Annotated in this window: 12 protein-coding genes; 6 read left to right on the top strand and 6 right to left on the bottom strand. The window is 69.2% G+C overall.

Going from position 1 to position 13,448, the window contains the following annotated elements; translation table 11 throughout:
* Nucleotides 1-2: 2 nt before the first annotated feature.
* Genes cysD through U9J23_RS15155 form a run of 3 tightly spaced genes read right to left on the bottom strand, consistent with a single transcriptional unit; the run spans nt 3 to nt 3,437 of the window.
* Nucleotides 3-947: a sulfate adenylyltransferase subunit CysD gene (gene cysD / locus U9J23_RS15165; RefSeq protein WP_326598653.1), complete on the bottom strand. Its 945-nt coding sequence runs from the start codon at nt 945-947 to the stop codon at nt 3-5.
* On the bottom strand, nt 944-1,672 hold the full coding sequence (locus tag U9J23_RS15160; protein WP_059380825.1) for a phosphoadenylyl-sulfate reductase: 729 nt from the start codon (nt 1,670-1,672) through the stop codon (nt 944-946). Before U9J23_RS15160 ends, cysD begins: the two co-directional genes overlap by 4 nt.
* 49 nt (nt 1,673-1,721) lie before the next feature.
* Nucleotides 1,722-3,437: a nitrite/sulfite reductase gene (locus tag U9J23_RS15155; RefSeq protein WP_059380826.1), complete on the bottom strand. Its 1,716-nt coding sequence runs from the start codon at nt 3,435-3,437 to the stop codon at nt 1,722-1,724.
* 368 nt (nt 3,438-3,805) lie between these two features.
* On the opposite strand from U9J23_RS15155, the gene hemW reads away from it, so the two are divergent.
* The gene (gene hemW / locus U9J23_RS15150) at nt 3,806-5,053 is read left to right on the top strand and encodes a radical SAM family heme chaperone HemW (RefSeq protein WP_326602934.1); all 1,248 of its coding nucleotides are present in this window, start codon (nt 3,806-3,808) and stop codon (nt 5,051-5,053) included.
* A 40-nt stretch (nt 5,054-5,093) separates the two neighbouring features.
* On the opposite strand, the gene U9J23_RS15145 is transcribed toward hemW, so the two are convergent.
* Nucleotides 5,094-6,596: a serine/threonine-protein kinase gene (locus U9J23_RS15145; RefSeq protein ID WP_059380827.1), complete on the bottom strand. Its 1,503-nt coding sequence runs from the start codon at nt 6,594-6,596 to the stop codon at nt 5,094-5,096.
* A gap of 82 nt (nt 6,597-6,678) precedes the next feature.
* Nucleotides 6,679-7,032 carry a type II toxin-antitoxin system VapB family antitoxin gene (locus U9J23_RS15140; protein WP_059380828.1) on the bottom strand — a complete coding sequence of 118 codons (354 nt, stop codon included), beginning with the start codon at nt 7,030-7,032 and terminating at the stop codon, nt 6,679-6,681.
* Nucleotides 7,033-7,191: 159 nt separating this feature from the next.
* Between U9J23_RS15140 and hrcA the strand changes: the two genes are divergently transcribed.
* Genes hrcA through U9J23_RS15120 form a run of 4 tightly spaced genes read left to right on the top strand, consistent with a single transcriptional unit; the run spans nt 7,192 to nt 11,060 of the window.
* Nucleotides 7,192-8,235, top strand: coding sequence for a heat-inducible transcriptional repressor HrcA (gene hrcA / locus U9J23_RS15135; protein WP_326598646.1), 1,044 nt, complete (start codon nt 7,192-7,194; stop codon nt 8,233-8,235).
* A 49-nt stretch (nt 8,236-8,284) separates the two neighbouring features.
* The gene (gene dnaJ / locus U9J23_RS15130) at nt 8,285-9,436 is read left to right on the top strand and encodes a molecular chaperone DnaJ (protein WP_059380830.1); all 1,152 of its coding nucleotides are present in this window, start codon (nt 8,285-8,287) and stop codon (nt 9,434-9,436) included.
* 9 nt (nt 9,437-9,445) lie between these two features.
* Complete coding sequence (locus U9J23_RS15125; RefSeq protein ID WP_059380831.1) at nt 9,446-10,204, top strand: 16S rRNA (uracil(1498)-N(3))-methyltransferase; 759 nt, start codon at nt 9,446-9,448, stop codon at nt 10,202-10,204.
* Between the two features lie 43 nt (nt 10,205-10,247).
* The gene (locus tag U9J23_RS15120; protein WP_059380832.1) at nt 10,248-11,060 is read left to right on the top strand and encodes an alpha/beta hydrolase family protein; all 813 of its coding nucleotides are present in this window, start codon (nt 10,248-10,250) and stop codon (nt 11,058-11,060) included.
* Here the strand turns inward: U9J23_RS15120 and U9J23_RS15115 are convergent.
* On the bottom strand, nt 11,004-12,617 hold the full coding sequence (locus U9J23_RS15115; protein ID WP_106199350.1) for an MFS transporter: 1,614 nt from the start codon (nt 12,615-12,617) through the stop codon (nt 11,004-11,006). The genes U9J23_RS15120 and U9J23_RS15115 overlap by 57 nt on opposite strands.
* 180 nt (nt 12,618-12,797) lie before the next feature.
* On the opposite strand from U9J23_RS15115, the gene U9J23_RS15110 reads away from it, so the two are divergent.
* On the top strand, nt 12,798-13,439 hold the full coding sequence (locus U9J23_RS15110; RefSeq protein WP_326598640.1) for a TetR/AcrR family transcriptional regulator: 642 nt from the start codon (nt 12,798-12,800) through the stop codon (nt 13,437-13,439).
* Nucleotides 13,440-13,448: the final 9 nt, after the last annotated feature.

Genomic DNA, 13,448 nt, shown 5'->3' with positions numbered 1-13,448 from the left:
GATCAGAAATAGCCCTCTCGCTTGCGGTCTTCCATCGCCGCTTCGGAAACCCGGTCGTCGCCGCGGGTGGCGCCGCGCTCGGTCAGTCGTGATGCCGCGACCTCGGCGAGGATCTCCTCGTTCGTGGAGGCCTCGGACAGGATCGCGCCGGTGGTCGATCCGTCGCCGACGGTGCGGTAGCGCACCGAACGTGTCTCGAGCTCTTCGCCCTCGGCCGGACCGCCCCAGACACCCGGGGTCATCCACATGCCGTCGCGGCGGTAGACGGGGCGCTCGTGCGCGTAGTAGATGCTCGCCAGTTCGACGTTCTCGCGGGCGATGTAACGCCAGATGTCGAGCTCGGTGAAGTTGCTCAGCGGGAAGACGCGCACGTGCTCCCCGGGTGCGTGCCGCCCGTTGTACAGATTCCACAGCTCCGGACGCTGACGCTTCGGATCCCACTGGCCGAATGCGTTGCGCAGCGAGAAGATCCGCTCCTTGGCGCGCGAACGCTCCTCGTCGCGGCGTCCGCCACCGAAGACGGCGTCGAACCGGTTCTCCGAGATCGCGTCGAGCAGCGGCACGGTCTGCAGCGGGTTGCGGATGCCGTCGGGACGTTCGGTGAGCCGGCCGTCGGCGAGGTAGTCCTCGACGCTCGCGACGTGCAGGCGCAGGTTGTACTTCGAGACCACGTGATCGCGGAACTCGAGGACCTCGGGGAGGTTGTGGCCGGTGTCGACGTGCAGCAGCGCGAAGGGGAGCGGCGCGGGCCAGAACGCCTTGATCGCGAGGTGCAGCAGGACGGTGGAGTCCTTGCCTCCCGAGAACAGGATGACGGGGCGTTCGAACTCGCCCGCGACCTCGCGGGAGACGTGGATCGCCTCCGACTCGAGGGCGTCGAGGGTGTCGAACCGGTTGCCGTCCAGCAGCGTCCGGGTGTCGGTGGGATTCGTATCGATGAGTGTCATGAGGCGTGCAACCCGCATTCGGTCTTGGCTCGGCCGGCCCAGCGCCCGCTGCGCGGATCGGCTCCGGGAAGTGGTTTGGTGGTGCACGGGGCGCACCCGATGGACGGGTAGCCCTCGTCGACGAGGGGATTGACGAGGATCCCGTGTTCGTCGATGTAGTTCTGCATGTCCTCGTCGGACCATGCCGCGATCGGATTGATCTTCACCAGTCCGAACGCGTCGTCGAACGAGACGAGCGGTGCGTTCGCGCGGGTGGGGGCCTCGACACGGCGGATGCCGGTCACCCAGGCGCGGTAGCCCTTCAGGCTCTCCTTCAGCGGCACCACCTTGCGCAGCCGGCAGCACTCGTTCGGGTCGCGGGCGAACAGATCCTTGCCGAGCAGAGCATCCTGCTCCGCGACGGACTGTTCGGCCCGGGCGTTCACGATGTTCACGCCGTACACCTGCTCCACCGCGTCGCGCGTGCCGAGCGTCTCGGCGAAGTGGTAGCCGGTGTCGAGGAACAGCACGTCCACGCCCGGACGCTGCTGCGCGGCCAGATGGACCAGGACACCGTCCTGCATGTTGGACGCGACGATGTAGCCGCTCCGTCCACCGTCGGTGGTGGGGGTGCCGAAGGTCTCGTCCGTCCACCGCAGGAGTTCCTGCGCCGACGCGCCCTCGAGTGCTGCCGCCCCCTGCGCGGCAATACTCCGGAGCTCGTCGATGTTCGTATCGATCGTCATCGCGTCCCTTCCCGATCCGTCTTCGTGTCGACCGCTGCAGCAGCGCCGGTCATCGCAGGTCGGCTTCCTCGGCCCGGACGACCCATTCGCCGAAGCGCTCACCGGGCGTGCGCTCCTTGACGAAGGTGCGCACCACCCGCTCGATGTAGTCGCCGAGCTCGGCGCTGGTGACCTTGTGCTGGCGCAGCTTGCGCCCGAACTTCGCGTCGAAGCCCAGCGCACCGCCGAGGTGCACCTGGAAGCCCTCGACCTGGTTGCCCTCACCGTCGTCGACGAGCTGACCCTTGAAGCCGATGTCGGCGATCTGGGAGCGCGCGCACGAGTTGGGGCAGCCGTTGATGTTGATCGTCACCGGGACGTCGAGCTGCGCGTTGATGTCGGCGAGACGCTCCTCGAGCTCGGGCACGAGGGCCTGCGAACGCTTGCGCGTCTCGACGAAGGACAGCTTGCAGAACTCGATTCCCGTGCAGGCCATGAGGTTCTTGCGCCACGGCGACGGCGAGGCCGGCAGACCGAGCGCCTCGAGCTCGGTGACGAGCTGCTCGATCTTGTCGTCGGCCACGTCGAGCACGATCAGTTTCTGGTACGGGGTGAACCGGATCCGGTCCGAACCCGCACGCTCGGCGGCGTCGGCGACCTTCGACAGGATCGTGCCCGAGACCCGGCCGGCGATCGGCGCGACACCCACGGCGTTGAGACCGTTGCGCAGCTTCTGGACACCGACGTGATCGATGGGACGCTCCGGCGCGGCCGGGGCCGGGCCGTCGAGCAGCGGACGCTTCAGGTACTCGGTCTCGAGCACCTCACGGAACTTCTCGATGCCCCAGTCCTTGATGAGAAACTTCAGGCGCGCCTTGGACCGCAGCCGGCGGTAGCCGTAGTCGCGGAAGATCGCGACGACGCCCTCCCACACATCGGCGACCTCCTCCAGCGGCACCCACGCGCCGACCCGCTGCGCGAGCATCGGATTGGTGGACAGACCGCCACCGACCCACAGGTCGAAGCCGGGTCCGTGCTCGGGGTGCTCGACGCCGATGAAGGCGACGTCGTTGATCTCGTGCACGACATCCTGCTGGCCGGAGATCGCAGTCTTGAACTTGCGCGGCAGGTTCGAGTACTCGGGGTTGCCGATGTAGCGGCGCACGATCTCGTCGATCGCCGGGGTGCCGTCGATGATCTCGTCGAGGGACTCACCGGCGAGCGGCGAACCGAGCACGACGCGAGGGCAGTCGCCGCACGCCTCGGTGGTCTTGAGCCCGACCGATTCGAGGCGACGCCAGATCTCGGGGACGTTCTCGACCTCGATCCAGTGGTACTGGACGTTCTCGCGGTCGGACAGGTCGGCGGTGTCGCGGCCGAACTCGGTGGAGATACCGGCGATCGTGCGCAGCTGCGCCAGGTTCAGGGCGCCGGCGTCGCAGCGCACCCGCATCATGAAGTACTTCGCCTCGAGCAGGTCGATGTTCTCGTCACCGGTGTAGGTGCCGTCGTAGCCCTGCTCGCGCTGGGTGTACAGACCCCACCAGCGGAAGCGGCCACGCAGATCGCCCTTGTCGATTCCGTCGAAACCGGTGTGCGCGTAGATGTTCTCGATACGCTTGCGGACGTTGAGCGGGTTGTCGTCCTTCTTCGTCTGCTCGTTGGCGTTGAGCGGCTCCCGGTAACCGAGAGCCCACTGGCCTTCGGCGCGACGCTTGGCGGGACGCGCGCGGCGCGCGGGCTTGGCCGACTCGTCGGCGGGAGTGACGTCGGTGGTCGACGACATACAGGGTCTCCTGATATTCGCTGGAACCGGGCCGACGAGCGCAGGAGGGGGCTGACCTCGTGCACGCATGCTTCGACCCGGCGGGATCTGGGATGTGCCGGGGAGTACCGACTAGAGACAGTCGGCGCAGAGACAAGCGGCGCAAGGCAGACAACAGGATGCGCAGACGCGCTTGAAGTCGACGTGGCGTCGCGCCACGAGTCGCACTCCGTGTCCTGTCATGCGGACCATTGTGCCATGTCACCGGGGCGAATCCGAATTGCGGGCGGTATTTCCACCAGATTTTCGGGAAATGTCGAGGTAGGGGCCTCGTGTGCGGGGCCACCCTCCGGGTCTCTGGAACACTGGAGGGCGTGAACAGCACTGGGATCGGTCGACGCACCGGCACGGAAATCGGTATCGCGGGTCGTCCGGCCGGTCTCGAACTTCCCGCTTCGGCACTCGCCGGCGTGGGGACACGACCGTTCGGCGTGTACGTGCACGTGCCCTTCTGTGCGACCCGCTGCGGCTACTGCGACTTCAACACCTACACCGCCGGGGAACTCGGCAGCGCGGCCTCGCCGCAGTCCTGGCTCGAGGGTCTGCGCCGCGAACTCGACGCCGGTGCCCGGCTGCTGTCCGAATCCGGACGACGGACTCCCGCCGCCGAGACGGTCTTCGTCGGCGGCGGAACACCCTCGCTGCTCGGCGCGGACGGTCTCGCGCAAGTGCTCGACGCGATCCGCGACTCGTTCGGGCTCGCTCCCGGCGCCGAGGTGACCACCGAATCGAACCCGGAGTCGACCTCCACGGAGTTCTTCTCGTCGATCCGCGAGGCCGGATACACCCGCGTGTCGCTCGGCATGCAGTCCGCCGCGCCGCACGTGCTGGCGGTCCTCGACCGCACCCACACGCCCGGACGTCCGGTCGCGGCGGCGAAGGAAGCGCGCGCGGCCGGCTTCGGCCACGTCAACCTCGATCTGATCTACGGCACTCCCGGCGAGCGCGACACCGATCTCGACGCCTCCCTCGACGCCGTGCTCGAAGCGGGTGTCGACCACGTCTCGGCTTACGCGCTCATCGTCGAGGACGGCACCGCCCTCGCTCGCCGGGTCCGGCGCGGCGAACTGCCGGCCCCGGACGACGACGTGCTCGCCTCGCGGTACGAGCGGATCGACGCGCGGCTCGCCGACGCCGGGATGACCTGGTACGAGGTGTCGAACTGGGCGAAGTCCGACGATCCGTCGGCGCGGTGCGCCCACAACCTCGGCTACTGGGACGGCGGCGACTGGTGGGGCGCCGGGCCGGGCGCGCACAGCCATGTCGGCGGTGTTCGCTGGTGGAACGTCAAGTATCCCGCCCGCTACGCGTCGACCCTCGCCGACGGAGTCCTGCCCGTCGGGGGCAGCGAACACCTCACGGCCGAGGACCGGCACACCGAACTCGTGATGCTCACGGTGCGGCTGCGCACGGGCCTGCCGTTGTCGGAACTCGAGGACGGGGAGCGCGAAGCGGCGGAGACGGTGGTCGCCGACGGTCTCGCCGTGGTGCGCGACGACCATCTGGTGCTGACCGACCGGGGCAGGCTGCTCGCCGACGCGGTGGTCCGCACCATCCTGCTCGGCGCGGACGACTGACCGGCCGGCCGCGTCACGCCGCTCCGATCGACCGGCCGCGTCAGGCTGCTCCGATTCGCTCCGAGTCGTAGACCGACAGCCGCCCGCGGTTCTCGGCCACGGACACCCAGCGCTTTTCGGATTCGGTCCGGCCGTCGACGGTGACGAACGTGAGGGTGACGATCACACTCGACGCATCGCGGGGTTCCACGGCGCCCACCGAGACGGACCGGATCGTCGGCCAGAACTCGTCGAATCCGGCCCGGCCGACCTTCTCCGCGTAGTGGGGATCGAACAGCGCCCAGGCCTGTTCGGTGTCGTCCGGGAGCAACCCGTAGTAGTCCCGCACGAAGGTCGCCATGCGCTCGAAGCTCGGCGGCGACTCGGACGTGGCCGATTCGGGTGAGGACGGCGCGGTGGGGGGCGTCGAGGTCTCCGTCGATATCGGACTCGTGGCAACGGCTGACGAGTCGCCGGTGTCCCGCCCGAGGACGAAGGCGAGCACCGCCCCCAGTACGAGCACCGCGGCGGCGACCGCGAGTGCCACGACCGCACCACGGCGCGGCGCACGCGTCGGCGGTGGGGGAGGAGGCCCCATCGAGGCCGGGCTCGGGAAGTCCGGTGTGTTCGGGAAGTCCGGCGGGTTCACCGCGGTCGGCGGGATCACTGCCGTAGGCGGCGGTCCGGATCGGACCTTCCGGAGCGGGACCGGCGCCCCTCGCGGCGGCCGCCGATCCATCGCGCTCCGGGCCAGATCCTCGGCGAGTTCACCGGCACGGCGATACCGATCCTCGACCCGTTTGGCCATCCCGCGTGCGACGACACCGTCCAGCGCGGCGGGGAGGCCCGGCACGAGGCCGGTCGGGCGCGGCGGCGGTTTCGTCAGATGGGACGCGATGTGCTGGGCGGTGCTGTCGGCGGCGAACGGTGGCCGTCCGGTGAGGCACTGGAACAACACGCAGGTCAGCGCGTAGATGTCGGAACCCGGTCCGGATCGGCCGTCGAAGCGTTCCGGGGCCATGTACGCGAGCGTGCCGATCGCCCCGGCGTCGCGCGTGAGGGCGGTCTGGCCGTCGGCATGCGCGATCCCGAAGTCGATCAGATAGGTATGGCCGCTGGGGTGCAGCACGATGTTGGCCGGTTTGACGTCCCGGTGTACCAATCCGGAATCGTGTGCGGCGTCGAGAGCCGCAGCGACCTGCCCGATCACACGCACGGTGCGGTCGAGCGGCAAAGAGCCCTCACGTCTCAGGACGGTGCCGAGATCCTCGCCCTCGAGCAGGGCCATGTCGATGTACAGCCGACCGTCGATCTCACCGAAATTGTGGATCGGGACGACGTTCGGATGGCGGAGCTTGGAGACGGCCCGGGCCTCACGATCGAAACGCGCGCGGTATCCGGCGTCGTCGGCGAGTTCCGGCGGCAGGACCTTGACCGCGACCTGACGATCGGTGACCGAGTCGAATGCGCACCACACCTGGCCCATCCCGCCCTGACCGAGCCGGGTCTGCAGCTCGTAGCGACCGAACGTCTCGCCCGTGCCACGGCCCGTCGCACTGCCCATGCCTCTCCTCCGGTCGTGGTCCGAGAGCTCGGTCGGTCCGTCGGACGTCGGTCGAAACGGGGCGAATGTACCCCTGATCGGGCTATGCGGGAGACGGGCCCCGAACCCCGGCACCCGGGTCGGACACGCCACCGGGAATCAGCACGTCGTACTCGAAGACACGTACGTGCAGCACCGGGCGGTTCCGCAGCGCGGACTGCACGGCACGGTGGAGTCCGTCCTCGAGGTACAGCACGCCCTGCCACTGGACGGCGTGGGGGAACAGGTCGCCGTAGAAGGTCGAATCCTCCGACAACAGCCGGTCGAGTTCGAGCACCTTCGTCGTCGTGACGATCTCGTCGAGGCGCACCTGACGGGGCGGAATCCTCGACCAGTCGCGCAGAGACAGTCCGTGATCGGGATACGGCTTGCCGTCCCGGACGCCCTTGAAGATCATGCGGACACATTACGGGGGACGCGCCACCGGCGTCGCTTCCGGTGTCGGGGGTGGTGTCGCACACGTGCCCGACACCTTCGAGGTCGTCGCGCGATTAGACTGGCAGGGTACGGCCCCGAGAGGTGCAGTCCTACAGGCGGCGGAAACGGAGGTGGCGGGTTGTCGAGTACCGAGGAGCGAAGATTCAAGGTCTTGCGCGCCATCGTGGCGGATTACGTGTCCACCAAGGAGCCGATCGGCTCCAAGACTCTCGTCGACCGGCACAACCTCGGTGTGTCCAGCGCCACGGTCCGCAACGACATGGCTGTGCTCGAGGCAGAGGGATACATCACACAGACCCATACGAGCTCGGGACGCGTGCCCACCGACAAGGGCTACCGCCAGTTCGTCGACAGGATCGCGGAGGTCAAGCCGCTCTCGTCGGCCGAGCGCCGCGCGATCCTGCAGTTCCTCGAATCGGGCGTCGACCTCGACGACGTGCTGCGACGCGCGGTGCGGTTGCTCGCGCAGCTCACCCGTCAGGTGGCGGTCGTGCAGTACCCGACGCTGTCGGCGTCGTCCGTGCGTCACCTCGAGGTGGTCGGGCTGACACCGGCGCGGCTGCTGCTCGTGCTCATCACCGATTCGGGCCGCGTCGATCAGCGCATCGTCGAACTCGGCGACGTGATCGACGAGGACGGCCTGTCGCGGCTGCGTGAGCTGCTCGGCGGGGCGTTGACCGGCAAGCGGCTCGCCGCCGCGTCCATCGCGGTCACCGAACTCGCCGACAACGCACCGGACGATCTGCGCGACGCGCTGATCCGGTGCACCACCGTGCTGGTCGAGACCCTCGTCGAGCACCCCGAGGAGCGTCTCGTGCTCGGCGGCACGGCCAATCTCACCCGCAACGCCGCCGACTTCGACGGCCACGGCATGGTGCCGGGCTCGTTGCGCACGGTCCTCGAAGCCCTCGAGGAACAGGTGGTGGTGCTCAAACTGCTCGCGTCCAACCAGGACGCCGGCCGGGTCACCGTCCGCATCGGTGAGGAGACCCAGTTCGAGGAGATGCGCACCACCTCGGTCGTGTCCACCGGTTACGGGGCCGCGGGTACGGTCTTCGGTGGTCTGGGAGTGCTCGGCCCCACCCGGATGGACTATCCGGGAACCATCGCATCGGTCGCCACCGTTGCGAGATATATCGGTGAGGTGCTCGGCGAACGCTGAGCACCGTCCATTTTTGCTCTGTAGAACGACGTAAGGACGAGAACCAAACGTGGCACGGGACTACTACGGGACGCTCGGCGTGTCCAAGAACGCGACCGACCAGGAGATCAAACGGGCGTACCGCAAGTTGGCGCGCGAGCACCACCCGGATGTGAACCCCGACGAGTCGGCGCAGAAGCGTTTCCAGGAGATCTCGGCCGCCTACGAGGTGCTGTCGGATCCCGAGAAGCGACGCATCGTCGACCTCGGCGGCGACCCGCTCGAACCCGGTGGCGGCGGTGCGGGCGGCTTCGGCGGTGCCGGATTCGGTGGCGGCCTCGGCGACGTCTTCGAGGCGTTCTTCGGTGGCGGCGCCGGCGGTTCCCGCGGTCCGCGCGGCCGAGTCCAGCCCGGCGCCGACTCGCTGCTCCGGACCCGCCTGACCCTCGAGGAATGCGCCCGCGGCGTCACCAAGACGGTCACTGTCGACACCGCGATCCTGTGCGACGCGTGCACCGGTTCCGGTACCCACGGAGACTCGAAGCCCGTGCGCTGCGAGACGTGCGGCGGTGCCGGTGAGGTCCAGTCCGTCCAGCGTTCGTTCCTCGGCCAGGTCATGACGTCCCGGCCGTGCCCCACCTGCCGCGGTGTCGGCGAGACGATCCCGGATCCCTGCCGCAAGTGCGGCGGCGACGGCCGCGTGCGTGCCCGCCGCGAGATCACCGTCAAGGTGCCCGCCGGTGTCGGCAACGGGATGCGCATCCGCCTCGCGGCCCAGGGCGAGGTCGGCCCCGGCGGCGGCCCCGCCGGCGATCTCTACGTCGAGGTGCTCGAACAGCAGCACGAGGTCTTCGTGCGCGACGGCGACGACCTGCACTGCACCATCCGCGTGCCCATGGTCGACGCTGCGCTCGGCACCAAAGTGACCGTCGAGACCATCCTCGACGGTCCCACCGAGATCACCATCGATCCCGGCACCCAGCCCGGTTCGGTCTCGGTCCTGCGCGGCCACGGCATGCCGAAGCTGCGCTCGGGTACCCGTGGCGATCTGCACGCGCACCTCGAGGTCGTGGTGCCGAGCAAGCTCGATCACAAGCAGACGAAGCTGCTCGAGGACCTGCGTCGGCACAGCGACCGGGAGCACGTCGAGGTCGTGACCACGGGTTCGCAGAACACCGGCGGTCTGTTCTCGCGCCTGCGCGACGCGTTCAGCGCCCGCTAGGTCGCTCGGGTGGCCGCGACACTGTTCTACCTCGACCCGCTGCCCGACGAGGGGCGCACGGCCGTCCTCGACGGCAAGGAGGGCCGGCACGCCGCGACGGTGCGTCGCATCGCGGTCGGCGAGCGGCTCGTGTTGTCCGACGGTGCCGGGCAGGTCGCCGACGTCGAGGTCACGGCGGTGGCGAAGGACCGGCTCGAAGCGCTCGTGCTCGATCGTCGCGTCGTCGACCCGCCGCGTCCGAGCGTGACCGTCGTGCAGGCGCTGCCGAAGTCCGACCGGTCCGAACTCGCCGTCGAGCTGGCCACCGAGGCCGGTGCCGACGAGTTCGTGCCGTGGCAGTCGGCGCGGTGCGTCGCGCGGTGGGATGCCAAGGCGGACAAGGGTGTTGCCAAGTGGCAGGCGGTCGCGACCGCCGCGGCGAAGCAGTCGCGGCGCGCGCACGTGCCGACGGTCGCGGGGTTGCACCGCACGCCCGAGGTCGTCGCCCGGGTCCGGTCGGCCGTCGAGCGCGGCGACGTCGTCGCGGTGCTCCACGAATCCGCCACCATCCCCTTCGCTGATCTGCCGGTGCGCGATGCCGATTCGTTGACGTTGATCGTCGGTCCCGAAGGGGGACTCGACGACGCGGAGGTCGAGACCCTCGTCGATGCGGGCGCGGTGGCCGTCGGCCTCGGCCCCACGGTGCTGCGCACCTCGACCGCGGCGGCCGTGGCACTCGGCGCGATCGGTGTGCTGACCGACCGGTGGCGTGCTCGGCCCTTGCACTAGGGATCGCTTGCGGGTCCCGACCATCTGTACCGAAGGAATTCTCTTGGCTCGTACGAAGATTGCCTACGGCACCCACTCGCAGCAGTTCGGGCACGTCTTCCTGCCCGACCCCGCGACGGTGACGGGGCCCGTTCCCGTCGCGATGGTCGTCCACGGCGGTTCGTGGCACGGCCGCTACCAGCTAACCCTCGGCACGGCGCTTTCCGTGGAACTCGCGCGTCGCGGTGTGGTGGCGTGGAACGTCGAGTACCGACGTCTCGAGGCCGGTGGCGCGTGGGACGAGATGTCCGCCGATGTGGTCGCGGCGTACGAGACGATCTTCACCGAGGTGGTTCCGCATGCGCAGCGCGGCGGTGTCGAGGTCGATCCCGACCGTGTGCGGCTCGTCGGTCACTCGGCGGGAGGCCAGCTGGCGGTGTGGCTCGCGGGTGAGAGCACGTCGGTGCGACCGGAATTCGTGGTCTCGCAGGCGGGTGCGCTCGACCTCGTCACGGCCGGTGAGCGTGGTCGTCGCGTGGAGGCGTTCGAGGCGCTCTTCGGTGTGTCCTACGCGGATGCGCCCGAGCGTTACCGGTCGGCCTCACCGACGCACCGCCCGCCGATCGGTGTGCCGGTCGCGGTGCTGCACGGCACCGCCGACGAACAGGTGCCGGTGAGCGTCGCGCACCGTTACGTCGACGCGGCCGACGCGGCGGGGGATCCGGTGTTGCTGGAACTGTTCGACGGCGAGGATCACGTCGCTTTCCTGAACCGGACCACCCGCGCCTGGGAACGATCGCTCGACCTGCTCACCGCCCGTTCAGCTGCCGATCTGGGCTTCGCTGCGGGCGCGCGTGTGGAGTCCGCGGGGGAGTAGCGCGGTGACCGCTGCGGCGCCGACCAGCAGGACGATGCCGGCGACGAGACTCGCGGACGAGATCGCCTGGGCGAAGGCTGCGGACGACGCGTCGAGCAGCGGTTGTGCATACGACGCCGCGAACGGGTTCGCCGCGAGTTCCTCCGCGACGATCGCCGCTCCGCCCACCGAATCGCCGGCCGCTTCGATCGCCATCGCGGCCTGATCGGCCATCGGGCCCGGCAGGTTCGCCAACGGCAGTCCGTCGAGGAAGCCGGAGATCTCGCGGTGGTAGGTGGTCGCGAGGATCGAACCGAGCACGGCGATACCCAGCGAACCGCCGAATTCCACTGCGGTGTCGTTCAATCCGCCCGCGGCTCCGAGATCCGAGTCGGGGAAGCCGCCCATGATCAGGTCGGTGGACGGGGGTGTGGCCAGACCGATGCCCAATCCCAGCAGCAGCAGCGAGATCAGGAAGGGCGTGAAGCCGGAGGCGCCGTCCGTGACGGTCAGCGTGAGGATGCCTGCCGCAGCGGCGATCATGCCCGCGCCCACGAGGATCCGCGCACCGAGTCGGGGTGCGAGCCGGCCGCTCAGTGCGGCGCCGAGTGAGACCGTCGCCGCGAGGGGAAGCAGGCGCAGTCCGGTCTCGAGCGGGCCGTAACCGAGCACGAATTGGAACTGCTGCGCGACGAAGTAGATGGCGCCGAAGGCGACGAGGAAGAGCAGCAGCACCGACATGCAGGCGCCGCCGACGGTCCGGTCCGCGACCCGGCGCACGTCCAGCAGCGGCCGGGGGTGGCGAAGTTCCCACCCCACGAACAGGACGGCGGCGACCACCGAGCCGATCGAGGTGGCGATCACCCCGGTACCCCAACCGAAGTGGAATCCCTCGATGATGGTGTAGACGATTCCGCCGAGAGCAGCGACCGACAGGGCACCGCCGACCCAGTCGGTGCGGGTGAGATCGTCCGCCTTCGACGCCGGTACGAGGATCAGGGCCGCGATGGCGGCGAGCGCCGCGATCGGCACGTTGATGAGGAAGGTCGAACCCCACGAGTTCGATTCGAGGAGCCATCCGGCGAGCAGGGGGCCCAGTGCGATCGCGAGCCCGGACGTAGCCGCCCAGGCCGCGATCGCACGGGCACGCTCGTGCACGGGGAACATCGCGACGAGCAGCGACAGCGTCGCGGGCATGATCACGGCGGCGCCCACACCCATGACGATGCGCGCGACGATCACGTCACCGGCGCTGTCGGCGAACGATCCGTAGACCGCGCCGGCGGCGAAGGCGATCAGGCCTGCCAGCAACGCGCGGCGTCGCCCGTAGCGATCGCCGAGCACACCGAACAGCAGCATCAGCGCGGCGTAGGGGACGGTGTAGCCGTCGATGATCCACTGCATGTCGGCGCTGGTGAGCTGCAGGTCGCGCAGCATCCCGGGGGCGGCGACGATCAGTGAGGTGTTGGCCATCACGACGATGAGGAGGCTCAGGCACAGCACCGCGAGTCCTGCCCAGCGCAGCCGATAGGGTTCCTTCGCTGCGGTCCCTCCTGCGGGGGTGACGGCAGTGGTCATGGGTTCTCCTCGGGTGCGACACGGGCCGGGACCGGAGCCCCGATCTACACGGTGGTGTGCAAGTTACGCAGCTGCACATTCGTGTGCAACTAAAATGAAAGACAGATCACAGTCGGCGAACAGGACGAGAACGTGGAGAACTCGGTCACACGACCGCGCACCCGATTCAATGCGAACCGCATGCGCATACTCGACGCTGCGGTGATGTGCTTCGCTGCCGACTCCGACGCGAGCATGGACGACGTCGCCAAGGCTGCGGGCGTCGTCCGCCGCACCGTCTACGCGCACTTCCCCAACCGGGAAGCTCTCGTCGAGGGGATCGTCGACGACGCCTCGACCGCTCTCGCCGATGCTCTCGATCACCCAGAGCCGGACGATCCCGCGGTCGCGCTCGCGGTCGTGGGGCTGCGGACCTGGCCCATCGGCGACCGCTACCGCGTGCTGCTCTCGTTCGCGCGCAAGGAGATGGGAGAGCAGCGCATCGCCGAACTCGTCTCCCCGGTGCGCTCGCGTGTCCTCGGGCACGTCGAGCGCGGACTCGCCCAGGGACAGTTCTCCGACTACCTTCCGGCGCCCGTGCTCGTGGGGATGATGGAGGGCCTGACGATGGCCACCCTCGAGCAGGCCAATCTCGGGCTCGTGGACGACTCGGGCGACACCATCGTCCTGGGCAACCTCGTGCTCGCCGGCGTCTCACCCGACCGGGCGCCCGGGATCCTCGCCGAGGCACGGCGGTGGCTCGCGGAGGCCACCCCCGCGGCGGCGGAACCGAACCCCGGTGAAACGCGCTGTTGCGGGAGGGTACGCCCCGTCCGGCGCTAGACTGGCACG

It is taken from the genome of Rhodococcus sp. PD04 (assembly GCF_035918275.1).
Taxonomy (GTDB): Bacteria; Actinomycetota; Actinomycetes; order Mycobacteriales; family Mycobacteriaceae; genus Rhodococcus; species Rhodococcus rhodochrous.
The sequence above is the reverse complement of the archived record's forward strand: the minus strand, read 5'-3'. Positions and strand labels throughout refer to the sequence as shown.

Excerpts from the sequence above, each read along its gene's own strand:
- cysD (WP_326598653.1), bottom strand. The coding sequence starts at position 947 with ATGACACTCATCGATACGAATCCCACCGACACCCGGACGCTGCTGGAC.
- U9J23_RS15160 (WP_059380825.1), bottom strand. The coding sequence starts at position 1,672 with ATGACGATCGATACGAACATCGACGAGCTCCGGAGTATTGCCGCGCAG.
- U9J23_RS15155 (WP_059380826.1), bottom strand. The coding sequence starts at position 3,437 with ATGTCGTCGACCACCGACGTCACTCCCGCCGACGAGTCGGCCAAGCCC.
- U9J23_RS15145 (WP_059380827.1), bottom strand. The coding sequence starts at position 6,596 with ATGGGCAGTGCGACGGGCCGTGGCACGGGCGAGACGTTCGGTCGCTAC.
- U9J23_RS15140 (WP_059380828.1), bottom strand. The coding sequence starts at position 7,032 with ATGATCTTCAAGGGCGTCCGGGACGGCAAGCCGTATCCCGATCACGGA.
- U9J23_RS15115 (WP_106199350.1), bottom strand. The coding sequence starts at position 12,617 with ATGACCACTGCCGTCACCCCCGCAGGAGGGACCGCAGCGAAGGAACCC.
- U9J23_RS15110 (WP_326598640.1), top strand. The coding sequence starts at position 12,798 with ATGCGCATACTCGACGCTGCGGTGATGTGCTTCGCTGCCGACTCCGAC.